This is a genomic window from Mesorhizobium sp. M0018 (assembly GCF_040323955.1).
In the GTDB taxonomy this organism is placed as follows: Bacteria; Pseudomonadota; Alphaproteobacteria; order Rhizobiales; family Rhizobiaceae; genus Mesorhizobium.
In genome coordinates this window covers 106533-130017 of record NZ_JAMYVL010000017.1, presented here as the reverse complement: position 1 = coordinate 130017, position 23485 = coordinate 106533, and the positions used below count along the sequence as shown (strand labels likewise).

The 23485-nt window shown below is 61.8% G+C and carries 27 protein-coding genes and 3 pseudogenes; 12 read left to right on the top strand and 18 right to left on the bottom strand.

Annotation, left to right across the window (positions count from 1 at the left end; translation table 11 throughout):
• Positions 1–173 precede the first annotated feature (173 nt).
• Positions 174–1070, bottom strand: coding sequence for a LysR family transcriptional regulator (locus tag NKJ81_RS22805; RefSeq protein WP_352502130.1), 897 nt, complete (start codon positions 1068–1070; stop codon positions 174–176).
• 276 nt (positions 1071–1346) lie between these two features.
• Here NKJ81_RS22805 and NKJ81_RS22800 point away from each other — a divergent pair, with 276 nt between their 5' ends.
• The 5 genes and pseudogenes from NKJ81_RS22800 to NKJ81_RS22780 all read left to right on the top strand — a co-directional run.
• Positions 1347–2081 (top strand): SDR family NAD(P)-dependent oxidoreductase, encoded by a 735-nt coding sequence (locus tag NKJ81_RS22800; protein WP_352473458.1) that lies wholly within the window; start codon positions 1347–1349, stop codon positions 2079–2081.
• A 62-nt stretch (positions 2082–2143) separates the two neighbouring features.
• The gene (locus tag NKJ81_RS22795; RefSeq protein ID WP_352541811.1) at positions 2144–2743 is read left to right on the top strand and encodes an NADPH-dependent F420 reductase; all 600 of its coding nucleotides are present in this window, start codon (positions 2144–2146) and stop codon (positions 2741–2743) included.
• Positions 2744–2746: 3 nt separating this feature from the next.
• Positions 2747–3253: an SRPBCC domain-containing protein gene (locus NKJ81_RS22790; protein WP_352450990.1), complete on the top strand. Its 507-nt coding sequence runs from the start codon at positions 2747–2749 to the stop codon at positions 3251–3253.
• A 34-nt stretch (positions 3254–3287) separates the two neighbouring features.
• Positions 3288–4100, top strand: a complete 813-nt coding sequence (locus NKJ81_RS22785; protein WP_352473461.1) for an SDR family NAD(P)-dependent oxidoreductase — start codon at positions 3288–3290, stop codon at positions 4098–4100.
• A gap of 3 nt (positions 4101–4103) precedes the next feature.
• Positions 4104–4216 (top strand): annotated as a pseudogene (locus NKJ81_RS22780) (alpha/beta fold hydrolase); the annotation flags it as partial.
• Positions 4217–4929: 713 nt separating this feature from the next.
• Here NKJ81_RS22780 and NKJ81_RS22775 read toward each other — a convergent pair.
• The 3 genes from NKJ81_RS22775 to NKJ81_RS22765 form a co-directional block, all read right to left on the bottom strand.
• Positions 4930–5847 (bottom strand): oxidoreductase, encoded by a 918-nt coding sequence (locus NKJ81_RS22775; protein WP_352541810.1) that lies wholly within the window; start codon positions 5845–5847, stop codon positions 4930–4932.
• A gap of 49 nt (positions 5848–5896) precedes the next feature.
• Entirely contained in the window at positions 5897–6466 is a 570-nt protein-coding gene (locus NKJ81_RS22770) for a TetR/AcrR family transcriptional regulator (protein WP_352502126.1), read from the bottom strand.
• 705 nt (positions 6467–7171) lie between these two features.
• A complete protein-coding gene (locus NKJ81_RS22765; protein ID WP_352541809.1) occupies positions 7172–7828 on the bottom strand; it encodes a TetR/AcrR family transcriptional regulator in 657 nt (218 codons plus the stop codon).
• An 88-nt stretch (positions 7829–7916) separates the two neighbouring features.
• Here NKJ81_RS22765 and NKJ81_RS22760 point away from each other — a divergent pair, with 88 nt between their 5' ends.
• Together NKJ81_RS22760 and NKJ81_RS32695 are read left to right on the top strand one after the other, a co-directional pair.
• Positions 7917–8282, top strand: a complete 366-nt coding sequence (locus NKJ81_RS22760; protein ID WP_352473465.1) for a VOC family protein — start codon at positions 7917–7919, stop codon at positions 8280–8282.
• Positions 8210–8788: a GFA family protein gene (locus NKJ81_RS32695; RefSeq protein ID WP_502897618.1), complete on the top strand. Its 579-nt coding sequence runs from the start codon at positions 8210–8212 to the stop codon at positions 8786–8788. The genes NKJ81_RS22760 and NKJ81_RS32695 overlap by 73 nt, the downstream gene beginning before the upstream one ends.
• Positions 8789–8860: 72 nt before the next feature.
• Here the strand turns inward: NKJ81_RS32695 and NKJ81_RS22755 are convergent, their stop codons facing one another.
• The 5 genes from NKJ81_RS22755 to NKJ81_RS22735 all read right to left on the bottom strand — a co-directional run bounded on the left by NKJ81_RS22755 (position 8861) and on the right by NKJ81_RS22735 (position 13283).
• Complete coding sequence (locus NKJ81_RS22755; RefSeq protein WP_352541808.1) at positions 8861–9598, bottom strand: SGNH/GDSL hydrolase family protein; 738 nt, start codon at positions 9596–9598, stop codon at positions 8861–8863.
• 36 nt (positions 9599–9634) lie between these two features.
• Complete coding sequence (locus NKJ81_RS22750) at positions 9635–10564, bottom strand: RNA polymerase sigma factor (protein ID WP_352502215.1); 930 nt, start codon at positions 10562–10564, stop codon at positions 9635–9637.
• Between the two features lie 37 nt (positions 10565–10601).
• The gene (locus tag NKJ81_RS22745) at positions 10602–11534 is read right to left on the bottom strand and encodes an alpha/beta hydrolase (protein ID WP_352541807.1); all 933 of its coding nucleotides are present in this window, start codon (positions 11532–11534) and stop codon (positions 10602–10604) included.
• Between the two features lie 381 nt (positions 11535–11915).
• Positions 11916–12098 carry a hypothetical protein gene (locus NKJ81_RS22740; RefSeq protein ID WP_352541806.1) on the bottom strand — a complete coding sequence of 61 codons (183 nt, stop codon included), beginning with the start codon at positions 12096–12098 and terminating at the stop codon, positions 11916–11918.
• 267 nt (positions 12099–12365) lie between these two features.
• Positions 12366–13283, bottom strand: a complete 918-nt coding sequence (locus NKJ81_RS22735) for an AraC family transcriptional regulator (RefSeq protein ID WP_352502121.1) — start codon at positions 13281–13283, stop codon at positions 12366–12368.
• A 132-nt stretch (positions 13284–13415) separates the two neighbouring features.
• On the opposite strand from NKJ81_RS22735, the gene NKJ81_RS22730 reads away from it, so the two are divergent.
• The 4 genes and pseudogenes from NKJ81_RS22730 to NKJ81_RS32690 form a co-directional block, all read left to right on the top strand.
• Positions 13416–14159: an SDR family NAD(P)-dependent oxidoreductase gene (locus tag NKJ81_RS22730; protein ID WP_352502120.1), complete on the top strand. Its 744-nt coding sequence runs from the start codon at positions 13416–13418 to the stop codon at positions 14157–14159.
• 10 nt (positions 14160–14169) lie between these two features.
• The gene (locus tag NKJ81_RS22725; RefSeq protein ID WP_352502119.1) at positions 14170–14571 is read left to right on the top strand and encodes a VOC family protein; all 402 of its coding nucleotides are present in this window, start codon (positions 14170–14172) and stop codon (positions 14569–14571) included.
• 4 nt (positions 14572–14575) lie between these two features.
• Positions 14576–14917 carry a nuclear transport factor 2 family protein gene (locus NKJ81_RS22720; protein WP_352502118.1) on the top strand — a complete coding sequence of 114 codons (342 nt, stop codon included), beginning with the start codon at positions 14576–14578 and terminating at the stop codon, positions 14915–14917.
• A 7-nt stretch (positions 14918–14924) separates the two neighbouring features.
• Positions 14925–15136 (top strand): annotated as a pseudogene (locus NKJ81_RS32690) (P-type conjugative transfer protein TrbJ); the annotation flags it as partial.
• Between the two features lie 191 nt (positions 15137–15327).
• On the opposite strand, the gene NKJ81_RS22710 reads toward NKJ81_RS32690, so the two are convergent.
• From NKJ81_RS22710 to NKJ81_RS22685, 6 genes and pseudogenes are all read right to left on the bottom strand, one after another.
• Positions 15328–16179 carry a LysR family transcriptional regulator gene (locus NKJ81_RS22710; RefSeq protein WP_352541805.1) on the bottom strand — a complete coding sequence of 284 codons (852 nt, stop codon included), beginning with the start codon at positions 16177–16179 and terminating at the stop codon, positions 15328–15330.
• A 168-nt stretch (positions 16180–16347) separates the two neighbouring features.
• Positions 16348–16650: a tautomerase family protein gene (locus NKJ81_RS22705; RefSeq protein WP_352502116.1), complete on the bottom strand. Its 303-nt coding sequence runs from the start codon at positions 16648–16650 to the stop codon at positions 16348–16350.
• A 93-nt stretch (positions 16651–16743) separates the two neighbouring features.
• Complete coding sequence (locus NKJ81_RS22700) at positions 16744–17727, bottom strand: zinc-dependent alcohol dehydrogenase family protein (protein ID WP_352541804.1); 984 nt, start codon at positions 17725–17727, stop codon at positions 16744–16746.
• 149 nt (positions 17728–17876) lie between these two features.
• A pseudogene (locus NKJ81_RS22695) lies at positions 17877–18175 on the bottom strand (helix-turn-helix domain-containing protein); the annotation flags it as partial.
• Positions 18176–18382: 207 nt separating this feature from the next.
• Positions 18383–19945: a glutamine-hydrolyzing GMP synthase gene (gene guaA / locus NKJ81_RS22690; protein WP_352473470.1), complete on the bottom strand. Its 1563-nt coding sequence runs from the start codon at positions 19943–19945 to the stop codon at positions 18383–18385.
• A 55-nt stretch (positions 19946–20000) separates the two neighbouring features.
• A complete protein-coding gene (locus NKJ81_RS22685; RefSeq protein ID WP_352541803.1) occupies positions 20001–20534 on the bottom strand; it encodes a MarR family winged helix-turn-helix transcriptional regulator in 534 nt (177 codons plus the stop codon).
• Between the two features lie 71 nt (positions 20535–20605).
• On the opposite strand from NKJ81_RS22685, the gene NKJ81_RS22680 reads away from it, so the two are divergent.
• The gene (locus tag NKJ81_RS22680) at positions 20606–20932 is read left to right on the top strand and encodes a hypothetical protein (RefSeq protein WP_352541802.1); all 327 of its coding nucleotides are present in this window, start codon (positions 20606–20608) and stop codon (positions 20930–20932) included.
• On the opposite strand, the gene NKJ81_RS22675 is transcribed toward NKJ81_RS22680, so the two are convergent.
• The 3 genes from NKJ81_RS22675 to NKJ81_RS22665 form a co-directional block, all read right to left on the bottom strand.
• On the bottom strand, positions 20904–21578 hold the full coding sequence (locus NKJ81_RS22675; protein ID WP_352541801.1) for a 5'-methylthioadenosine/S-adenosylhomocysteine nucleosidase: 675 nt from the start codon (positions 21576–21578) through the stop codon (positions 20904–20906). The two genes, NKJ81_RS22680 and NKJ81_RS22675, sit on opposite strands and share 29 nt — an antisense overlap.
• Positions 21579–21604: 26 nt before the next feature.
• Positions 21605–22063 (bottom strand): PaaI family thioesterase, encoded by a 459-nt coding sequence (locus NKJ81_RS22670; RefSeq protein WP_352541800.1) that lies wholly within the window; start codon positions 22061–22063, stop codon positions 21605–21607.
• A 125-nt stretch (positions 22064–22188) separates the two neighbouring features.
• Positions 22189–23478 (bottom strand): RsmB/NOP family class I SAM-dependent RNA methyltransferase, encoded by a 1290-nt coding sequence (locus NKJ81_RS22665; RefSeq protein WP_352541798.1) that lies wholly within the window; start codon positions 23476–23478, stop codon positions 22189–22191.
• Positions 23479–23485 lie beyond the last annotated feature (7 nt).

The following is a 23485-nucleotide window of genomic DNA, read 5'->3' as shown; positions in this document are numbered from 1 at the left end:
AAACGCCGGAGAAGCCGCAAGCTCGAAAGCGCTTGACCTCAACATGCCGAATAGAGAAGTGCTTCAGGACTGCTGCAACCCGGACTTTTTCAACACTATCGGTATCAATCGGTCGATTTCTTTCTGACGGCCGCCGACCGCTCGAGACAGCGCCATCGGCGACCTGCCAGGCGTCAGTCGCGCGATATGGACAGCCCCGCGAGAAGCGGCGCGTACGCGGCGAGCCTGCGGGATACGAACTCCGTGAAGAGCCGTACGCGCTTCGTCTTGCGTGTCTCCCCCTGTGTGAGAAGCCAGAGCGTTCCGTACATGTGCAGGTCGGTGCCCGGCACCCTCGCCAGCAGGGGGTCGGCATCGCCGACGAAGCAGGGCAGTGTCGTGATCCCGAGCCCTTGCCGTACAGCAACGATCTGCGCCTCGGCGTCCGTGGTCCTGAAGGGAACCGCCGTGGTGCGAACCTCACCCTCGCTGGCCCATTCCGGAATTCCATGAATGCTTATGACGATCCACCGGATGGGATCAGGTGCGCCCGCACGCCACGCGGCTAGTCGATCGCAGGACATATAGACGCCGCCGAACAGCTCCGGTCCCTTCAGGCCGTGAAGATTGAGCGGCAGGGTTTTGCGGTCGTAGACGACGCGGATCGCGACGTCGGCCTCTCGGTTGGTCAGATTTGCCAGCTCGCCGGACGACAAGATTTCCATCTCGATGTCCGGATGCAGACGCGCGAAGTCGGCGAAGTCCGGCATGAGCAGGTGTGTCGCGAGGGGCGGTGCCAGCGTCACCCGCAGAAGCCCGCGCACGCTCTGGTCGCGCCCGAAGACGCGCGTCTCCAGCAGGTGCGACGACACTTCCATCTGGTCCGCGAACTCGAGGACCTCCTCGCCCGCAGTCGTCAGGCGGTAGCCCGAAGGCAGCTTTTCGAACATGTGCACCCCGAGGCGTTCCTCGAGCTGGGCGACACGTCGCAGCACGGTCGAGTGGTTCACACCGAGGCGCTCGGCGGCGGCCCGCACCGAGCCTCCGCGCGCGACGGCAAGAAAGTAGCGAACGTCATCCCAGTCGATCATGGTGCAATCCGGCACCGCGCGGTGCGCCTTCCAAAGCCCGTATCTAACACATCGAACAGCAGTACGGGCGGTCATCATAGCCTATGTCGACGCGCGCGGCTCAATTCCGAACGGCGGACGCCGATCGTCGCGGCTGGCGTCAGTCGTCCAGCCGGATCGATTTCGCACCACCGATGTGCGCGCTTCCGCACTCAACAACTGACGCCGGCGGACCCATTTCGAGGTTCTCGGGGGTGTCCCCGCACAACCAAAGGCGAAGGCCTGGAAGGATAAGTCATGGGAAAGCTTGAAGGGAAGGTTGCAGTCATCACCGGCGGCGCTACCGGCATCGGCCGCGCCGCAGCAAAGCGCTTCATCGAGGAGGGCGCCTTCGTTTTCATCTTCGGCCGTCGGCAGGAAGCGCTCGACGCCGCTGTGGCCGACCTCGGGCCCAATGCCCGCGCGGTGAAGGGCTCGGTCTCCGATCTGACCGACCTCGACCGACTTTACGCTGCGGTGAAGGCCGAGCGTGGAACCCTCGACATCGTCTTTGCCAATGCCGGGGCGGGAAGCCAGCTTCGGCTCGGCGAGATCACCGCCGAGCACATTGACGAAACCTTCGACACCAATGTGAAGGGTACGATCTTCACGATCCAGAAGGCGCTGCCGCTGATGAGCGAGGGCGGTTCGATAATCCTGACCGGATCGAGCGCTGGCACCACGGGCGCCCCGGGGATGAGCGCCTACAGCGCGAGCAAGGCGGCAGTGCGCAACCTCGCGCGGACCTGGGCGGAGGACCTAAAGGGCACCGGCATCCGGGTAAACGTGCTGTCGCCCGGGGCCACTGCGACCGAGCTAGCGAAGGAAGCGCTAGGCGAGGAGGGCCAGAAGGTCTTCGCCTCGATGACTCCGCTCCAGCGCATGGCCGATCCGGCGGAGATCGGGGCGGCGGCGGCCTTTCTCGCGTCGTCGGACAGCAGCTTCATGACTGCCAGCGAGGTCGCCGTTGACGGCGGTCTTGCGCAACTCTGACGCGCTAACCCAGCGCCGTTGAAGGCCGGGGAATCAATACCAACACGGATCGGAGAAGCATTATGAGCTACGCAATTGTAGGATTCGGTAAGATAGGCCAGGCCCTCGCCCACGCCTTCGCCCGTAAAAACATCGACGTGGCCGTCGCGAGCCGCCGGCCGCCCGAGGCGTTGGCGCCGCAGGCTCGGGCGATTGGACCCACGGTCGTCGCCAAGTCGCTGCGGGATGCACTCGAGGCCGACACAATCATCTTGGCGGTCCCGTTCGGGGAGCATCGCGAGGTTGCGAAAGCCCTGCCGAGTTGGAAAGGCAAGACGGTCATCGACGCGATGAACGCGTTTCCAGTCCCTGAAGAGCTGGACGGTCTCCCGTCCTCCGCCTTCGTCGCGAAGGCGTTCACCGGCGCCAAGCTCGTCAAAGGGTTCAATCACCTGGTTGCGGCCACCCTGGCTGCCGATCCGATCGTCGAGGGCGGGCACCGTGTCGTCTTTCTGTCGAGCGACGACGAGGACGCGACCGCTCCCGTGGCGGCCTTGGCCAAACAACTCGGGTTCGCACCCGTCAAGCTGGGAAAGCTCAACGAGGGTGGCGCGCTGGTGCACGCGCGCGGCCGCACTTGGGGCCAGCTCATCTTCCAGGATTTGTTCAAGAAGGAGCAGTAATCGATGTACGACCATGTGACTTGGCCCGAGCGATATGATCCGAAAACGTCGGCCATCTACGCACTCAACGACATTGACGTGAAGGCGCCGCCTGAAGCGGTCTGGAAGCTGCTCGTCGAAGCCGAGAATTGGTCGAGCTACTTTCCCGCCGAGGATCAGGTCAAGATTCTGACGGGGGAGCCGGAACTGGCGCTCGGAACGCGATACAGCCGTGTGACGGTTGGATTTCCGATGAGTCTGGTCGTGACGGAATGCGAGCCCCTTCGCAGGCTCGCATGGGCGACGACAGTTGATGGCGACGAGACCGGCTCAAGCGCATACCATGGCTGGGTCATCACGCCTACGGACCATGGCTGCCATGTGCTGACCGAGGAAACGCAGCAGGGCCCCTTCTTCCTCGATGAACTCGGGCGCAAACATCCCGGCGCACTCTATCGGTATCACCAAGACTGGGTCGAAAGCCTCGCCCACGCAGCGGAGGCGGAAACAGCGAAGACGACAGTGGATTGATTGCGCTTCCTGTTTAATTTTGGAGATGAATGAGATGAATATCGAACTCAAAGGCCGCAAGGCCATTGTTACCGGATCCACCGCCGGTATCGGCCGCGCGACGGCGGAGGGGTTGGCACGTGCCGGTGCATCGGTCGTCGTCAACGGCCGTGGAAACGCTCGGGTCGATGAGGCGGTGCGGCAGATGCGGCAGGCCTTCCCCGGCAGCGACATCTCGGGTATCGCCGCTGATCTTGCGACAGCGGAGGGGGCAAAGGCCTTGATCGCGCATGCGCCTGACGCCGATATCCTTGTGAACAACGTCGGTACAGCACACATCCGGAGCTACAACGGCGTCGAGGATATCGCAAATATCCCCGATGAGGACTGGCTTGACCTCTTCCAGTTGAACGTAATGAGTGGCGTGCGCGCGAGCCGTCATTACCTGCCGCGGATGGTGGCGAAAGGCTGGGGCCGCATCGTGTTCATAAGTAGCGAATCCGCAGTCAACATCCCTAAGGAAATGCTCGACTATGGCATGACCAAGACCGCTCAACTCGCGGTCTCACGCGGGCTTGCCGAGGCGGTCGCGGGCACGGGCGTCACCGTCAACGCCGTCCTGCCGGGACCTACCCGCTCTGAGATCCTGGGCAACTTCATGGCGAAACAGGCTGACGCAAATGGAATCACGCAGCACGAAGCCGAGCAGGGCTTCCTGCAGGCGATGCGTCCGACGAGCCTCATCCACCGCTTCGCGACCACCGATGAGGTGGCCAACATGATCATCTACACATGCTCGGAGCAGGCTTCGGCGACCACCGGCGCGGCTTTGCGGGTGGATGGTGGCGTGGTCCGCTTCGTCGCGTAGCAGGACGACCAAATTGTGCCGTTCGCCAACTCGGGTCCGCTGTCGGCCAAGCTGCTGAAGCATGGCACGCTTAAGCCTACAGGGATCTGGCGCACGGCATGCGGACGGTCCACGCATTGCGGGAGCACTCTGAAACTATGCGAGGCACGAGAACGTATTCAGCTACGGCGCCGTCCCCGCTGTGCTCGGCGGCTGTGTGCTCGTCTCGTTGGTCCCGCCCCGGGGCTTAGACCATGATACAAATCCACGGAACATAATGTCTATTGTCCGAGGAATTGATCGGCGCTCCGATCCCAATCCAAAGCATGTGCTGTGAACGGCGCGGTGGATCGATCCCTTTGAGCATCTCTACACATAATCGAAGGTCTATCGCCGACCTGCAAAACAGCTGCTTGTTCTTGCAGACTCGCCCGCGAACTATCGCCTCCTATCGTTGACCAACAATTTCCGAATATATCCCACAGTACTCCAACCTACTCTACCGCACGCCCCCTCACTCCCACTCGATTGTTCGGACGGACCATAAGCATCTGATTTCCCTCGAAATTTCTCGGTTTAGATGACAATAAGCCGACATGGGGGCTGTCAAAAATCTACGCTGTTGATTTTAAACAGATTTTTCACTGAATATTTTTCGCATGGTTTCGGCATCTATCGAGGTCGATTGCCTCTGAGAACCGATTTTTAGCGGCTGGGAGCCGCTCCGCTAACAGCGGAAAAGTACCGTCATGTCTCTTATAGCAAGGTTTCGTCGCCCGGGCGAGGCTCGTCCAATCCGCGCCCCAGAGCAAGCCTACACGAGGGCCTGACGCACCGTGTCGCCGTGAAGTCAGGTGGCCGGCAAACCTGGATCGATGCCGGTCATGGCGATGGAGACGTCCCAGAGCCGCTTCGCAAGCGCGGGATCTTCGGCATGCGGCGCGCGCTTTGCTTCGCCGGCTACACCGCGGATTCCGCCAAGGCCGGTGGGACCGTAATAGCCTCCGGGCTTCACCTTGCCGGTCGCAGCCAAAAGTGCCGGCCACGCGCCCTTGTCGGAGCTATTGAGCAGCAGGCCGACGATTGGGCCTGCGATCTTGACAATCCCCATGTGGCGGCCAAGACTTGTATTGGCGAAGCCAGGGTGAACGCCGATGGCTGTGACGGGCGACTTCGCGGCGCGCAGGCGACGATCCAGTTCGAAGAAGAACAGCGCGTTCGCCAATTTGCTGCCGCCGTAGCGATCGGTCTTGATGTAGCTCTTGTCGGCGTTGAGGTCGTCCCAGTCGATCTTGGCCTTCAGATGCGCGATGCTCGAGGTCACGACCACCCGCGATCCCGGCGTCTCCGCCAGTTTGGGCAGGAGCAGCGAGGTGAGCGCGAACACGCCGAGATGATTGACGCCGAACTGCGATTCGAACCCCTGCTTCGTGCGCGTCAGCGGCGGATTCATGATCGCGGCATTGTTGATGAGCGCATCGATCCGTGGCTCCTTCGCCGCGATCTCGGCTGCGGTGCGAACGCTGTCCAGGTCACCGAGGTCGAGCGGCAACCAGACGAGATCGGCATTCGGCGTGATCCGCTTGATCCGCGCGATGGCGTCCTGCGCCCTGGTCTGCTCGCGGCAGCCAAGCAGGACGCGCGCGCCCCTGGCGGCAAGCACCCGCGCGATTTCGAACCCGACGCCGGCGTTGGCGCCTGTGACGATGAAGCTTTTTCCCGTCTGCTTGGGAACGTTAGCTTCGGTGAAACCCTTGCAATTCGACATTTTCGATCCTTATCTATGAGTGACTACATACTCATTTATGGGCTAAAACTCAGGCGGCAGACCCCTTCCAGAAAAGGTCGAACCCGGCCTGCCGGATGGCGTCACTTTCCTGAGGTTTGGCTGTGACCGCGTTGATGCTGATGTCGGCCAAGTCGAAGAGAATGGTATCGATGTAGAAGGCGATCCTGTCAGGCGCGGCATGGCCGGCGAGACACTCCTCCACCATCGTCCGCGCATCCCGCTGCATGGCGTGACACCGGTTCCGGCTTTCCGCTGTCACGCGATCCGAGACCTTCAACTGACGAAGGGCCTTGCGCGCCGTGGCGTGAGCCAGTCCCCAGTCAATCAGACGGTTCCAGACCGCGAATAGTCGGTCTTTGGGGGAGGCGTCCGCCGGATATGGCGCCAGCATCATCTCTACCAAGTCGGCCTCGATCTCGAGAAAGAGCTGGTTGAGCAGATCGTCCTTGGTTGGAAAGTAAGTGAACAGCGTTCCCTCAGACACGCCAGCAGCCTTTGCGATCTTGGCCGTGGACGCGCCTGTGCCCAGGCTGGCGACGAACTCGGCCGCTGCATCGAGCAGTGCCTGTCGCTTTTCTTCACTGAGGGGACGCGCCATATTTCCGTCCAATGACATTGAGTGAGTACATACTCGATTATATAGGGAATGGCATGAGATTGGTCAAGGGATGCAGCCCCGCATCTTTCGCGGTCCATACCGACCAAGCTCGAATGAAGATTGTGTGGGCACACACCATGAGGCTGCGGCTGCCTTTTCAATAAGGGACGCCGTGGGGATCGAGATGTCTGTCGAAAGGGAAATGCATTGGATTCAGGGCCTTGATTGCAGTCCCTGGGGCATCATCATGCCTACTTCGATGAGAGCAGGTGATGGCACGCCCAGCCCTGACCAATCCAAAAGCGTGAACGGCACCACAAGCGGACATTACTCGGTATCTATCGAGATGTGTGAGCCGCCTACACTACGACACAGTTTCCCGCAGTATCCGAAACTACGCTCCCCTCACTCCCACTCGATCGTTTTGAGCCATCGTAACGCGTTGACGCGGCAGCACAAACTTTTCTGCACGCCCTAAAGAACCGACTCTGCGATCCGTCAGAAATCTGCGCTCTTGATTTCAAAAGGGAATTTCGGCGATTCGGGATCGGCTCGGTTTCGGCGACTATCGACAACAATCGGTCTATTTTCGACAGCCGCGCCGCAACAAGCCGCGACCCACTGGGGACCAAAAAAAGGACCGTCAAACACGGCCGAGCGGTCCGCACGGTTGCGCCCGGCATTCGCTCGTCGCCGTGGCGTGCCTCACTTGCCGTATGACGCAAGGAACACCCGTACGCCGGCCGCGGCGTGCCGTCGAAGCTTCGCCGGTTTCGGAATCGACTCGTCACCCAACAGCATGGCCCTGTTCAATGGCTCGCCCATAATCAACCAATTGAACTGGGAAGCGGCGACGGCCGGATCATCGATCGCAAGCAGGCCGTGATCAGCCAAACGCTCGAACAACACTGCCATCGCCGCAATTGCGCGCCCGGGTCCGCCATCGAAGAGTGCCTTTGCCAGTTCCGGGAAGCGGCCGACCTCGCCGATCACCAGACGGCGCAGCTGCATGACGCGCGGCGTGAGCACGGTGGCAAGCTGTCGGTAAGCATAGCGCTGAAGATAATCGGCAATATCTTCGCCCTCGGCGAGTTCGGGCATTTTACTGTGGACCCTATCGCTGGCTCGGTTGGTCACGCTGCTCACGATCTCTACGAACAGCGTCTCCTTGCTCGGAAAATTCTTGTAGACGGTCTGTTTCGACACGGCCGCAAGCGCCGCGATCTCGTCCATGTTGGTGGCCAGATAGCCCTTTTGCAGAAACACCTCTGTAGCCGCATCGAGGATGGCCCGCCGCTTTTTCGCCGACCGTCCGTGCGGTTCGAGTTCTTCTGAAACACCTGCTGAACGCGTCGTGGTCATGCTCCTGGCGTGTCCGCTGCCGATTGACTCATGGGTACTGGACCGTCTAGTTTGATTTGGACCGAGATGCAACGGGGAGAGATCGACAATGCACATCCAGTTCGCGGAGCTTCCAGTGTTCGACCAGGAACGCGCCAAGGCGTTCTACATCGATCACCTGAATTGCCGCATCGTCGCCGATCAGCCCATGAGCAATGATGGCTGGCGATGGATCGAACTCGGATTTCCAGGGGCCGAAACCACCCTCCACTTCCTAAGGCGCAAGGACGAAACACCATCTGAGGGGCCCGTCCTCGTGCTGGTTGACAACGAAATCGAAGTCACCGTTCAGAGACTCAAATCGCGAGGCGCCGAGATCATAGCAGAACCGCGCCCCGCGCCATGGCAACCGGGGCGCACGATCGCGGAATTTCGGGACAGCGAGGGCAATCGCATGATGATCACCAGCAGATGACGCACTCACCTATCATGACCGCAACTTGCTCTTGCGGTGGCGTCGAACTCAAAGCCTTTGGCAGGCCGATCGTGAGCAGTGCCTGCTACTGCGACGACTGCCGGAAGGGAGCTGATCAGATCGAAGCTTTGCCAGGTGCTGGCGCTATACGCGATCCCGATGGCGGCACCGCATACATCCTCTATCGAAAGGACCGCATCGAGTGCTCCAAGGGGGCCGAATTGCTGAGGGGTTACAAGCTTAAGGAAACTTCAGCCACGAATAGGGTCATCGCCATGTGCTGCAATTCAGCGATGTTAATGAACTTCGATAGAGGTCCGCATTGGGTCTCGGCATACAGAGCGCGGTTTCACGGAGAACTCCCGCCACTGCAGCTGCGGATTTGCACTAAGTTCAAGTCGGACAGCGATGTCATTCCTGACGACGTGCCGAGCCACCGGGGTTATCCTCTAGGGTTCGTCGTTAAACTTTTGGCATCGCGCGTGGCGATGTTGCTAGGTCGATAAATCGGCCGCCAGCCTGCGCGATAAGACATTCAGATAGGTGCGCAAATCGGATACAGCCTTGCCGCTCAGGGCTCAGGCCTGAACGAATTTCTGTAGGCGGTCCGCCACGATCAGCCCTGCCCGGCTGTTCAAGTGCACGCCGTCGGTGTGAAATAGCCAGCCATTTACGCGGGCGACATCATCCGGACGCTGCCGCAGCACCAGTACGCGAAAAGCATCGCGATAGAATGGAAGAAAGTTGAACGCCGTGTAGGCCCGGCCAGGCGAGGCGCGAACTTCCTCGGTGAGCGCCTCATGGAGCGGGACATAGCCGCAGCGTTCCTCGTGCGCGATGGCCACCACGATCGCAGAATATTCCTTGATCCGCCGGTTGAGCTCGCTCTGGAACGGGTCGTCCGAATCCGGCGCTTCTCCTATCGGAGGGAGCGAGCAAAGGCCGATGTCCGCCGCCGTCTCGCGCTTCAGCCTGCGTGCTATCTCGGCCAGATTCTCGTGGAACCAATCGGGCGAAGGCGTGCGGGGCAGACGCTTCCAAAACGTAAAGAACCGCCGCACTTTGCGTGACACGAGCGTGAGAACATCATTCACGCCGACCCAGACGATGACCTTGTCGGGACGGCAGGCGAGCACATCCGGCAACCGCTGCAGCGCATTGTAGGCCAAGTCGCCGCCGACGCCAAAATTCCGGAACTCAAATTGCCCGTTGCCCGGCCGCCGGCGGAGCTCCGCCATCCAATCGAATGCCTGGCCCTTGCCCGCCGTGCTGCTCGACCCGAGGCACGCCACGATTTTTCGTTGAGAATTCACCATCGTGACTCGGCCAAGCCAGAGTGAGAAATCGTCGCCTTATGCTCTTCCCAAAACGGCCGGCCCAGTCATGAGTTTCAGGTCGGATTCCGCGGCGCTTTCCAACATCCATGGACAGGCATAATAATCTTCGATGCGATCGATGACGCGACCGGCGACATGGACACGAACCGGCCACGCGACCTGCCACCGGTCGCCTCGCTGGAAGAGCACGATCAGGACAGGCTCTCCGTCGATCGCCCCCAACTCCATGGTCCACGTCTCCGGGTTTCGCTCGTATTCGACGAAATAGGGAGAACTTCTGACTAGGCCGTCGAAGCAGTCGGCGACCCGCAACCGAGCATCGGCGCTGGTCAGGCTCCGCACGCCATCCCAGTCATGGCGGTTGAAGAGGTCAACATAGCGCTGCAAGAGCCGCGCGGTGTCGGGATCAAGCGGACGGTTCGGTTCACCGGCAGGTTCAGCGGGCAAGTCGGCGAGCTTCGCCCGTCCGCGGGAGAGCGCGGCTTTGACGCCCCCAACCGTCGAGTCCACGAGTTCTGCGGTCTCTTCCAGCGAATAGTCGAACACGTCCTTCAAGAGGATGCAGGCGCGCTCCTTGGGCGGCAAGCGGCCAACCAGCCGTTCGATGGCGCGGCGTGCATCGGTCGCTGCCGGCTCTGCAGAGACAACGCCGATGTCGTCCGAATAGCCGTGCTCCGCGCGCTCGCGCACATCGCGTCGCCTCAGAAAGTCGATGCAGCGATTGTGAGCGATGCGAAACAACCAGGGTTTTAGCCTGCGGGGATCATCGAGGGTCTCGATCTTCGTGTAGGCCTCGAACAGCGTCTCCTGCACGAGATCCTCACCGTCGAGGCGTGAGCCCGTCATGCGGGCGCAGTAGCGATGCAGTTGGGCGCGGGCGCCTGACACCGTCTCGAGGAAGGCCCGATATCGCGCATCGAACAGGCCGGTCGGTCGCTCGGGCATGTCCTTCAGCTGCCACATTTTGGTTTCAATTTGCCAGTCATGCGACCTCCTGACCTTCAGCGCGTGTTGCCGCGGTTGCGGCCAGACCAAGTTTGGGGCGAACCCATTGTGCCAACCGCGCGATCGCGTCGTCGGCTTCGGGAGCGCGGCCGGCCATCATCTGGAACGAGTGCAGCATCCCCGGAAATACGTCTAAGCGCATCTCGACGCCGGCGGCTTTCGCGCGGTCGGCGAGCGCTCGGCTGTCGTCGAGCAGGGTTTCGTCTCCACCCACTTGCAGATAGATCGGCGGCAGGCCCTTCAGATCGGCAAAGATCGGGCTGGCGAGTGGATGCCGGGGATCGGTCCCTGCAAGGACTTGCGATACCAGCATATCCACGACCGCCTTCTGAAAGAAGGCGTCCTTCTCGCGGTTGCTTTCGTAGGAGTGCCCGCTCGCCGACAGATCATACCAGCCAGAGATGCTGAGGATCGCGGCCGGCAGCGGCCGTCCCGCATCGCGGAGTTTCATCGCCGCCGCAACGATCAGGCCAGCACCAGCGGAATCGCCTGCAGCTATGGTGTGCTTCGGCGCGACACCCTGCTCGGCGAGCCATTCGAACGCGGTCACGGCCTGCTCGATTTGGCGCGGAAACTTGCTCTGGAAAACGTAGTCGTACGTAGCGAGCAGAGCGTAACAGCCGATCGCCTTAGCAAGGTGTCCGACCATCTTGCGATGGGTCCAGATCGATCCGCCGACATAGCCACCGCCGTGCAGGTAAAGCATGACCCGGTCTTTGGCCCCCGTTTTTGGCTGAACCCACAGCGCGGTCTTGTCGCCGACCTTCGTCTCGACGTAATCGACGCCGCCCGGTTCTGCCGTCAAAACGGACCACTCGGATGCTTCCTGTGGCGATTCTCGACCGCTGCGAAAAGCCTCCGCGAGCGTTTCGTAGTGTATCTTGTTCGCTAGGCTCTGCTTGCTGTTCATTTGTCACGCTCCAATTCGTCCAGGAGGGCGATGTCAAGGATGACCGTGCCCATGAACAGCTAAGACGGATGAACCCAGCGAAAGGATACGTGGCCGGCAGATGCAACGCCTCGCCGGTGGCAGTTGCCGCGGACCCCGGGTGTCAAACCCAGCAAGGCTAGGCTGCTCCACCCTTCTCTGTGGGACGTTCGTTCCAGACATTCGCCGATCGGCCAGATGCTTCGTCTATGCCGTCGCCGGGTGGCCGGGGGCCGGGACTATTGACTATTATCGCCGAGCCAACATCGCCTTAAACGTGCTGCTCTATCCTCTTCTACTCCGCAGTACTCCTCGTCACTCCCACTCGATTATCAATCGTTAACTTAAGAACTTGAATTCGCTTCACAAAATGTTTTTCGGTTTCTGCATACCGTCATATAGACCGCCAAAAGTACCGGCTTTTGAAATCATTGGTTTTTTCTGGCATATCGCGGAAATTATGGTTCCGCCATCTATCGGCAGGCGCGGCGGCGACATCACTCCTTGGCCCGCACCGCCGCCTCTACGCCAGACTACGCCGCCCACGATTCCTCCCGGAATTATACCGTCACGGCTCGGTCCGCCATCCCCGGCGCGTGAACGTCCTTCACCTTCAAACAACCGCTTGGCCAGGCGCGCGAAGTGAAGGTCGCGTTGTGAGGCCTGCTGTGCCCTCCCCTATCGCTCACCCTTTGCGTGTCAGAAAAAAGAATGTGACTCGACAAGGATATCATCTCCACGTCGGAGCAGGATTGAATTGAAGCCCTGCCTACGGTGTAGTCCTTCGTCGTCCGCGAGTTCGCCCCGCGACATTCATCCATTGCTGATCGCCAGCAAATGTTCGGCGTTGCGTGGGCCTCTCTGGCGCAATCGCGCCACATCTCTCGACGGCGGCAACCCGAACTGACGAGCATATTCGCGGCTGAACTGGTTTGGGCTTTCGTAACCCACACCGAACGCGACGGACGTGGCGTTGCCTTCTCCGGCAATGAGCAGGGATCGGGCGTGTAGCAAGCGCACGTGCTTTTGGTACTGCAGCGGGCTGAGCGCCGTCACGGCCTTGAAATGGCGGTGGAACGCGGAAACACTGAGAGCCGCCATCTCCGCTAAAGCCTCGACGCGCAACGGCTTGGCGAAGTTCTCCCTGATCCACTGGATGGCGATCCCGATCCGCGAGAGAGCAGTGTCAGGCGTGGCGACATCACGCAGCATCCAGCCGAGCGGCCCCTGCATCACGCGGAAGAGGATCTCGCGCTCGTAGGCAGGCGCCAGGGCTGCGATCTCGTTCGGACGCTCCATCAAGCGCAGCATGCGAAGCCAGCAGTCGAGCAGGTCCGGTGTGACCGGCGCGACGGAGAAGCCGGGTCTGTAGAGCTCACCTCCAGCAGGTTTGGGCAGGTCGGCCAGCAGATTGGCGACGATCGCCGGCTCCAGAGTCAGGCTGATCGCCAGATAGGGTTCTCCGTTTTCAGATGGGTGCACGGAGCCAACCGCCGGCAGATCGACCGACATCACGAAATAGGTCGCGGGATCGTAGCGAAACGTCCGATCGCCGACCGTCATCGTCTTCGACCCTCTCAGGATCAGATTGACCATGGGATCGTAGACGGCGGCAAGCTGATGTTCCGGTATGTCGCCCTGAACCATGGCGACACGCGGAATGCCCGTCTCCGTGCGGCGGTTTTCCGCGCGAGAAGCCAGCTGCCTGAGTTCCTGAAGCTGCGTGCCCATGGGCATCGTTGTTTCACAGCGGTGCACGCCGATCAACAGGGAAGCAGAAATAGGCAAGATCCGAGTAGGATCGTGCGAGCGGCCGCGATCCCCCGCGCCTATCACCTGGTCAGCAAATCCAAGGAGCACCAAATGAGCATCGTCATCATCACAGGCGGCAGCCGCGGCCTCGGCGCCAGCGTCGCGATCCAGTGCGCCAGGCGCAGCATGGGTGTCATCCTGACTTACAACAGCAATCCGGATGCGGCAGCGAAGGTCGGCAAGGCGATCGTAGCGGATGGCGGCAAGGCAGTCGCCATAAAGCTGGACGTCAGCGACAGTTCGGCGTTCCTTGCGTTTCGCGACGCAGTCGGCGAAGCGCTGGCAAGGACCTGGAACAGAAAGACCTTCGATTTCCTCGTCAACAATGCGGGGTACGGGCTCTATAACCCCATCGCCTCGGTGACCGAAGAGCAGTTCGATGGACTGTTCCGCGTGCATCTCAAGGGGCCATTCTTTCTCACGCAGGCCCTGCTTCCCCTGATCGCCGATGGCGGTCAGATCGTGAACGTCACCAGCGCAACCAGCCGCGTCGCGACCGCCGGCGTTGCGCCCTACGCCTCCTTCAAGGGCGGCCTCGAGGTGCTGACGCGCTACATGGCCAAGGAATTCGGCGAGCGCCGCATCCGTGCCAACTCGATCGCGCCGGGGCCCATCCGCACCGAGCTTGGCGGTGGGCTAAGCGAAGAATTCGAGGCGCTACTCGCCGGGCAGACTGCGCTCGGTCGCGTCGGCGAACCGGACGATGTCGGCTGCATGGTCGCCAGCCTGCTGTCAGACGAGAACCGCTGGATCAACGCCCAGAACATCGAAATTGGCGGCGGCTACATGATTTGAGGAAGCTCACATGCTCGATCATGTGCTCCTGACAGTAAATGATACGGCGCGGTCGATCGCCTTTTGCGAAAGGCCACTTCCTATGCTCGGGGTCACCGACCGCCTCGACTACGACGGTAAGGACGGACCGGCGGGGCATCCCGACCTCAAGGGCTTCGGCGCCAAGGGCCGGATGTTCTTCTGGCTGAGGGAGGGCTCGGCAGCACCCGGCGCGGTGCATGTCGGTTTCGCCGCCGATTCTGAAGCGATGGTGAATGCCTCCCATGCCGAAGCTTTGGCGGCCGGTGCGACCAAGATCAACGCACAGGGACCGCAGCTGCACTACGATCCCCGCTACTATGCGGCGCAGGTCAGAGACCTGGACGGTTGCAGCCTCGAATTCGTCTTCAAGAGCTGGCAGCACGGGAGCTAAAGCGATGACCGCCAACACCTTGCGCAAAGCGGCAGATGCGCTGATCGCGGCAACCAACGCGTTCGACGCCGACGCGGCGGTGACCTTGTTCACGCCAGATGCGGTGATCGACGACCCGTCGACCGGCCACCGATTCGACGGTCATGCCGGCGTCCGCGATTACATCGAGCGGTATTTCGTAGGCTATCACACGGTCACCCGCTTCCTCTCGATCGACGGCATCGGCGCCGGCCAAGCGCGCGTGCGGGTCAATTTCACCGGAGACTTTGGTCACGAGACCGGCCTTCTTGACATCTCGGTTAATGCCGCCGGGCTGATCGTTCGCATTGACGCCGATCTCGAATAACTAGACTAGCTTTACGAACCTGCCGTTCTCGTCTCTCTACAGTTCCAGCAGTCTGTCCAGCGCACGCAGCAGCTTTTGGGCGAAGCGCAACGCGTCGCGTACAACGTCCAGAACATCGACCAGGCGTAGCACATCACCCTACGGCAATGCCTCGATGTCCACCCGGACCAGCAGCTCGTCGCCGACGCACGCGAACCCTGGCAGAACAACGTCGGCGGGCATCGAGGGGAACGTCTCGGCATTTCAATTGGGCTGCGAAAGCGCGACGCAATTCAATCGTGAGTTCCGGCGTCTGTTTGGCGCTCCCCCTCTGCGCGACGTGAAGCGCCTGCGCCGGTTCGAACAGGCCGCGCAAGAACGTCGCTTCGACGCGACGACATCGACGTGCACTGAATGGAATCGACGAGAGATCAATTTGCGAGCCGCTCTATGACTAGGTCGAGCAAGGCTCGTAACCGTGCGAGCCGCCGTAAGTCCCGGTGGTAGCCCACATGGGTATCCCGGCCGGGTGGCGTTTCGCCGATGTCTATCGCTGCGAGCCCAGGCGTGCGGTCGCCCAGTGGCCTCGGCAAAACCGCAAGCCCGGCGCCCTGCGCACAAAGCTGCGCCTGGACCTCGCGATTGTTGCTGCGCAGGCAGACTTCAGCGTTAGGCAGCTTCTGCTTAAGCCACACTGCGTCGGGCATTTCTGCGTATGCCATATCCATGGTGATCAAACGCGCGCCCGCACCGTCTCCCAGCAACGGGGAGGCCATGCCTGCTGGTGCGTAGAGCGCATAGGGAATGTGCATCAGTCGACGCGAGATCACTTCCACATCGCTGAATGGGGTAATCCGAAACACCAGATCGGCCTCTCGCCGGGGAAGGCTGTAGAGGCGCGCGTCGGTGAGCAACTCCACGCATAGCTTCGGATGCCGGCGGCCAAACTCGGCTAGAACGGGAGCCAGCATGATGTGACCAAACCAATCCGACGACGAAACGCGCAAGTTGCCCTCGAGATGCGCCTCGGCGCCGGCAAGCCGCCGCTCGAAGGCGAGCGCCTCTTCCTCGATCTTTTCGGCATGGCCGAGCACCGCTTGACCTTCGTCGGTCAGAACAAAACCGTCGGAGTTGCGTTGGAAAAGCGTATGGCCGACAGCCTCTTCCAGCGCGCGCAATCGCCGACCCATTGTCGGCTGCGTCTGCCCAAGTCGGCGCGCTGCTGCGCCCAAAGTGCCCTCGCGGGAAATAGCCAGAAATATCTTTAGATCGCTCCATTCCATCCTTGATACTCAAACGTGCTCGCATGGATTCTCACGAAGATCGCCCATCTTCATGCGATTTCATATGCAGCAGATCGAGGCGGGGCGCCATGGGAGGCGCGATATATTCGAGCCGGGAATGCAAGCGCCGGCTCGAATCGTGGGATTCTTGAGCATCCACGCCGCCCGTCACGCAGATATGGGTGGGGCCAACCGAGCAAATTCCTCCCGCGTCGCGGGATTTCCGTCAATCGACTCGTAAACCGTCTTGCTTCGTTCGAGCATGCCCATCAGAGACTTCGGACCTTCGAACGGGCGTCCGCCAATGTGCCAGCCATCGGTGTGGAGTTCCTCGATCAAGACCCACACTACTTCGCGAAACGCCTCGGAACCTTCGAAGCGAACCATGACGTCTGTGAGGGCCTTAGCCATTTCATGCTTCTCCTCGGCGGAGAAGACGTTGTCGACCAACGTAACGCGAATATAAGGCATGATGTTTTCCTTTTAGGTTCTTGGGATCCGTGAACGGAGACGTCGTCTGGGAGGCTGTCACGGTCCCGGAACAGCCCGCTTCGACGTTCCGCATCAGACGTCTATGTCGACGACCAGCTTGCCCTGGGCATTGCCATCTTCGATGGCAGCGTAGGCGTCGCTCGCTGTTTCGAGTGTGAAGAGACGCGGATCGACGATTGGGACAAGCTTGCCAGCCTCGGCCAGCCGCGCGGCCTCCCGCATGATCTCGCCGTGGTGTTCACGGCCAATGCCTGTCAGCAGCGGAAGAAGCGTGAACACGCCCGAATAGGTCGCCGCCTTGAACGACAGTGGCGCCAGTGCGTGACTACCCCAACCGAGGGAACTGACGACATGGCCAAACCGCTTGACGGAGGCGAATGACGCGTCCAGCACCGTCCCGCCGCCGGTGTCGTAGACGACATCGAAGCCGCGACCGTCCGTGTATTCGGCGACATATTGCTCCACCGTCTTCTCGCGATAATCGATCGCGACCGCTCCCAGGCGCTCGATCAACGGCTTCTTCGCGGCTGCGTCAGTGGCGTACACCTCGGCGCCGAACGCCTTCGCGATCTGGATCGCAACATGACCGACGCCGCCCGCACCGCCCTGGACCAGGACCTTCTGACCTGCCGAAACCTTGGCACGATCGACAAGGCCCTCCCATGCGGTGATGAAGACCAGCGGCAGCGCTGCCGCCTCGCGCATGGACAGGTTCGTGGGCTTCGGTGCAAGCAGCCGCGCATCGACTGCTGCGAACTGGGCCAGCGAACCTTGGTTCCCGCCCACGCCTCCGGTCATGCCAAAGACCTCGTCCCCGCGTTTGAACGCGGTGACACTCGGACCAACCTGCTCGACGACGCCGGCAAGGTCGATGCCGAGAATCGCCGGAAGCGGATGTTTCGCATGTGCCGCAGCGCCTGCGCGGATCTTAGTGTCGAGAGGATTGACGCCGCTCGCTCTGACCCTGACGAGAACCTCGCCGTCGCCAGGAACGGGCCGCGAGACTTCCGAGAGCCTGAAGGGCTGTTTGAACTGACCCAAGATCAGCGCATGCATGGTGTGAGTGGATTGGGACATTGACGTACTCCGTTGTTTGTTGACGGACTTACGTTGCCCCATTTAAAGCCGCTTGGAGATTAACGATACTGCACGACATCCAAACATAAATGTTTGGCCCGAGCGTTGGAGCAACCGGCCTTGCGCACCAGCGTCAGCGCCACGACCTGGTCGACCAGCCTGGCCTCAAGCGGCGCGATGCCCGCAGGCCGGGTCTTGACGCGCAGCAGTCCTTCGACACCCTCGGCCATGAAGCGTTCCTTCCATCGCCACACGCAGGTTTTCGACTTGCCGGTCGCCGCCATAATCGCGAGCGTTCCAAGCCCCTGATCGGTCAGCAGAATGATCCGCGCCAGACATGCTTCTGCGGCGAACTCCGCCCCGCCACGATCGCTTCAAGCCGAGCCCTGTCCGAGGCCGTTACAGAAATGCTGATGCCAGTACGCATCCCCTAACGTCGCACGCTGCGGCGACAACAGAAATCCCAACAGGACTCTTTCGTCCCAATCAATCCACTAGAAGTGGCCGCAGATCGGAGTTGCCGGGCAAAGATGGAGAAAGCCAGCTTAGCGGAGTGAAAAACTCGACTAGAACGGTAATTGCGCGGCGATGAAACTGGCCGCCCAAACTACGATATTGCCGCCGTTTGTACCCCTCACTCCCACTCGATGGTGCCTGGCGGTTTGCTCGTCACGTCGTAGACGACGCGGTTGATGCCGCGTACCTCGTTGATGATGCGGGTGGCGGCTGCTCCCAGGAATGCCATGTCGTAATGGTAGAAGTCGGCCGTCATGCCGTCGACCGAGGTGACGGCTCGCAGCGCGCAGACGAATTCGTAGGTGCGGCCGTCGCCCATCACGCCGACGGTCTGCACCGGCAGCAGCACGGCGAAGGCCTGCCAGATGGCGTCGTAGAGGCCGGCCTTGCGGATCTCGTCGAGATAGATGGCGTCGGCCTCGCGCAGGATCTCCAGCTTTTCGCGGGTGATGCCGCCCGGACAGCGGATGGCGAGACCGGGACCGGGGAACGGATGCCGGCCAATGAAGCTGTCGGGCAGGCCGAGCTCCTTGCCGAGCGCCCTCACCTCGTCCTTGAACAATTCGCGCAGCGGCTCGACCAGCTGCATGTTCATGCGTTCGGGCAAGCCGCCGACATTGTGATGCGACTTGATGGTCACCGACGGGCCGCCGCTGAAAGAGACGCTTTCGATGACGTCGGGATAGAGGGTGCCTTGTGCCAGGAAATCGGCGCCGCCGAGCTTCTCGGCCTCCTCCTCGAACACTTCGATGAACAGCCGCCCGATGGTCTTGCGCTTCTTCTCGGGGTCCGACTCGCCCTCGAGCGCGCCGATGAAACGGTCCGAAGCGTCGACCAGGATCAACGGCAGATTGTAATGCTGGCGAAACATCTCCACCACGCCTGATGCCTCGTCCTTGCGCATCAGACCGTGGTCGACAAGGATGCAGGTGAGCTGGTCGCCGACCGCCTCATGGATCAGCAAGGCCGCGACCGAGGAATCGACGCCGCCCGACAGCGCGCAGATCACCTTGCCCTTGCCGACCTGTTTGCGGATCGTCTCGACCGCGTGCTCGCGGTAGGCGCGCATCGTCCAGTCGCCTTCGATGCCGGCGATGTTGTGGACGAAGTTGCGGAGCAGCCTGGCGCCGTCCGGCGTATGCACCACTTCGGGGTGGAACATGAGGCCGTACATTTTGCGCTCGACATTGCCGAAGATGGCGAAGGGCGAGCCCTCCGATTTTCCGAGCACCTCGAACCCCTTGGGCAGGGAGATGACGCGATCGCCATGGCTCATCCACACCTGGTGGCGCTGGCCGGGCGCCCACAGGCCCTCGAACAACGGGCTGTCCTTGGCGATCTCGACGAAGGCGCGGCCGAATTCGCGGTGGTCGGAGCTTTCGGCGACGCCGCCCATCTGCACGCACATCGCCATCTGGCCATAGCAGATGCCGAGCACCGGCACGCCGGCATCGAAGACGATCTGCGGCGCGCGCGGGCTGCCGATGTCGCCGGTCGAGGCCGGACCGCCGGACAGGATCACCGCCTTCGGATCGATGCGCTTGAACGCCGCCTCGGCCGACTGGAAGGGCACGATCTCGGAAAAGACGCCGGCCTCGCGGATGCGGCGGGCAATCAGCTGGGTGAACTGGCTGCCGAAATCGACAATCAGGACGGTGTCGGGATGATTGGCTGTTTTCATGGCGAGCGTTTAGAGAAAGAAACGAGTCGGCGCAATGGGTTGTGAGGTGGCGCTTTCACTTCGATTCCGGTGTGTTGTCCTGAACGCCAGAGGCTTTGTCCAATGCATCAGTTTGCGTTGTATCGAGTGACCGCAAGGCGCCCATCAGCGCCGCGAAACGCTCGTGACCAAGGCGGGCAACATAGCTCCGTTCGATCTGCAGCTTGATGCGGTCGCCATCGCGCAGGGCGTCCAGGCCCTTGCGGGTGTAGCGCACAAGCTTGCCGCGACCGTCTTGCGGATCGGGCAGACGGTGCAACACACCTTCCGTCTCCAGGCCATCGAGCAATTGCTGAATCGCCTGCTTTGAGATCGCCGAGCGCTCGATCAGCGCCGACTGGCGCATGCCGCCGCGCGGGATATGTCCAAGCAGGCCGGCACGCGCTTCGGTGAACCAGTGATGGCCGGCAGCGCGCATCGCAGCGGCGAACTCGGTCTGCCAGGCGCGGCTCGCCTGCCACAGCCGCCAACCTATGTGATCCGGCAGCGCTTCAGGTTTTTCGTCAAGGCCCTTGACCAAATTCTTCTCGCCCGATACATAGTCAAGCATCTTGACTACTAGTTCACTCTAAGTGGCGATGCCGGTCAAGGCAATCGGCGACTTCAATTCAGGAGGAAATCATGGCAGCACTTCAGAAGGAAGCCCTTGCAATGCTCATTCCGGGCATGACCCATGTGTTGGAACGAAACGGCAAGGAGGCTTACGTCTATTTTGAAAGCGAGGGTGCCGCGCACATGCTGCTCGACGATGGCGAGGCGCGAAGCGGGCGCTGGCGGATGCTCGATGACGGTTATGTCGCCGACTGGGACACCGGCGCGACCGGACGCTGGACCCTCGATCACGAGCCCGGGTCAGTCACTTACATCAATCGCGACAACGCCGTTCGCTTCAGGATGATCGGCGTGCTGTTCGGCAACGCTAAGAACCTGCCGCCCCAACAAGCTTGAAGTCGATCGCGCCTGAGGCGATCGCCTGTTCCAGCAGTTGCACCGCCGCGGCCAGCTTCTCGTCGATGACGTGCAGATATTCGGTCCAGTCGCCAACGTGTCTCAGATCGGCCGCGCCGTCGGAAATGCCGCGCAGGCCGATAAGCGGAACGTCGAACAGCTGGCAGGCGCGCAGGCAGGCGAAGGTCTCCATATCGACCATGTCGGCGGCAATCGCGTCGTAGGCGGCGCCGGAGACGATTGCCGCCCCGGTCGACAGCGTCGCCTGTCTGACGCCTGGTATCCTGAACGGCAGCGGCACGCTTACAGGCAGGTCGAGGAACGGGGTGGCGCCCTTCTCGAACCCCAGGGGCGAGGCGTCCATGTCGCGGTAGCCAACCGAAACGGCCTGGTAGATTTCCGTCTGCTCCAGCGTCCGGCTGCCCGCCGACCCGAGCGACACGACGAGATCGGGCAGCGCCATCCCGGCATGCAGCCGGGATAGTTCGGCGCCGAGCCCGATACCGGCCTCGACCGGTCCGACGCCGGTCATCAGCGGTGTGAACAGCCGCTGCAGGTGTGGACCGTATTCGGCCTCCGCCGCCATGACGAAGAGAACGGACTTGCCGGAGATCGGGGTGAGCTCACCAGGTGTCTTGCCGGCCATGATCGTCCATCCTCCCTACCCGCTCCTCAGCCCTCGATACCGTCGCGGCCGAGCACCGTCATCATCGTTCCGGTCATCGTGGCGATCAGCTTGGCCTCGCCGTCGACGGCGAATGCATAGGCCTGGCCATCGGCGACGATGATGGTGCGGCCAGGCTTGGTCACCGAGCCGCGAAACAGGAAACGCTCGCCCCTGCCGGGCGCCAGCAGATTGACCTTGAACTCGATGGTCAGCACGCCGGAATTTTCCGGCATCAGCGAGAATGCCGCATAGCCGCAGGCCGAGTCGAGAGCCGTCGAAATGACGCCGGCATGGAGAAAGCCGTGCTGCTGCGTCAGCGCCACAGAATAGGGCATTTCGATCTCGATGATGCCGGGCGTCACCAGCGTCAGCTCGGCGCCAATCGTCATCATCGCGTTCTGGCGCGCGAAGGACGTCCTGACGCGGTCCTCATAATCGGGAGCAGGAACGATCTTTGCTGCCATGGCCGTCGCCCTTTGTTTCTCGGCAAATCTTATTGCAAAGGCATTTATCGCAGAGGGGTGGGCGGCAGGCAATCGCAAATGCTGCACTGCAGCATTCGGCTTAGCCCTGTATCGATGGCAACGATTCAGCCGGCCCGCCGCAGCGCGCAGAAGTAAAAGCCGTCGGTGCCGCTCAGCAATGGCGACAGCGAAATGCCGCCCGCAGCGCCAATGCGCATTGCCGCTTCGTGGCCCGCAAAACGGCTGTCCCAAAGCTGGCGGTGATCGACCGGGACAAAATCGGGATGGCGGTCCCGGAACGCCGAAACCTGGTCGCCATTCTCCTCGTCGAACACCGAACAGGTGATGTAAACCAGCAGGCCGCCGGGTTTGACGAAGTCCCTGGCGGCATCGAGGATCGTCTCCTGCTCGCCCTTGCGGGCGTCGAGCTGTCTTTGCGTCAACCGCCATTTGGCGTCCGGCCGGCGCCGCCAGGTGCCGCTGCCGGTGCAGGGCGCATCGATCACGGCGATATCCATGTGCTTGCCGAGCGGCGCCAGTTCGGCCGGCTTGGTGACGATCTGCACATTGCGGTTTTCCGAACGGCGGATGCGGTCGAAGATCGGCGCCAGCCGTGCCTTCTCGGCATCGTGGGCGAATATCTGGCCGCGATTGTCCATCGCCGCGGACAGCGCCAGCGTCTTGCCGCCGGCGCCGGCGCAAAAATCGAGCACCTGCATTCCAGGTTCGGCGCCGGCCAGTTCGGCCGCAATCTGCGAACCCTCGTCCTGAACCTCGAACCAGCCTTTCTGGAAGGCCGGCTCGGCCTGCACGTTCGGGTGCCTGCCGTCGCCTTCGATCGGCGGGATGCGGATGCCGTGCGGCGCGATCCGCGCAGGCTTGGCGCCGGTCTCCGCCAGTTCCGCCAGCACCTTGCCGCGATCGGCCTTCAGCGTGTTGACCCTGAGGTCGAGCGGCGGGCGCGTCGCCAGCGCGGCACCCTCTTCCACCCAGGCCGTGCCGAACGCCCGTTCGAACAGCGGCATGCACCAGTCGGGGATGTCTGCCCTGACGGCCGGCCGCGCATCGGCAAGCCGGCGACCGCCGAGCGTTTTCAATTCGTCGGCGGTAAGCAGCGGCGGCGCGAACTTGTCGCCCTCGAGCGCCTCGTTCAGCGACTGCGCCGTCTGGCCCCATTCGAGCAGCAGCGCGCCGAAGCCGATGGCGCGCGGTGTGTCTTCGCCCAACAGCCAGCCGGCCGAGCGCTTGCGGCGCAGCGCGTCGTAGACGATGTTGCCGATCGCGGCGCGGTCGCCGCCGCCGGCGAAGCGGTGCGACAGGCCCCAGTCCTTCAGCGCATCGGCCACCGGCCGGTGGCGACGGCCAATTTCGTCAAGCACTTCAATGGCTGCCGCCAGCCGCCCGCCCAGTCTCATTGTCGTC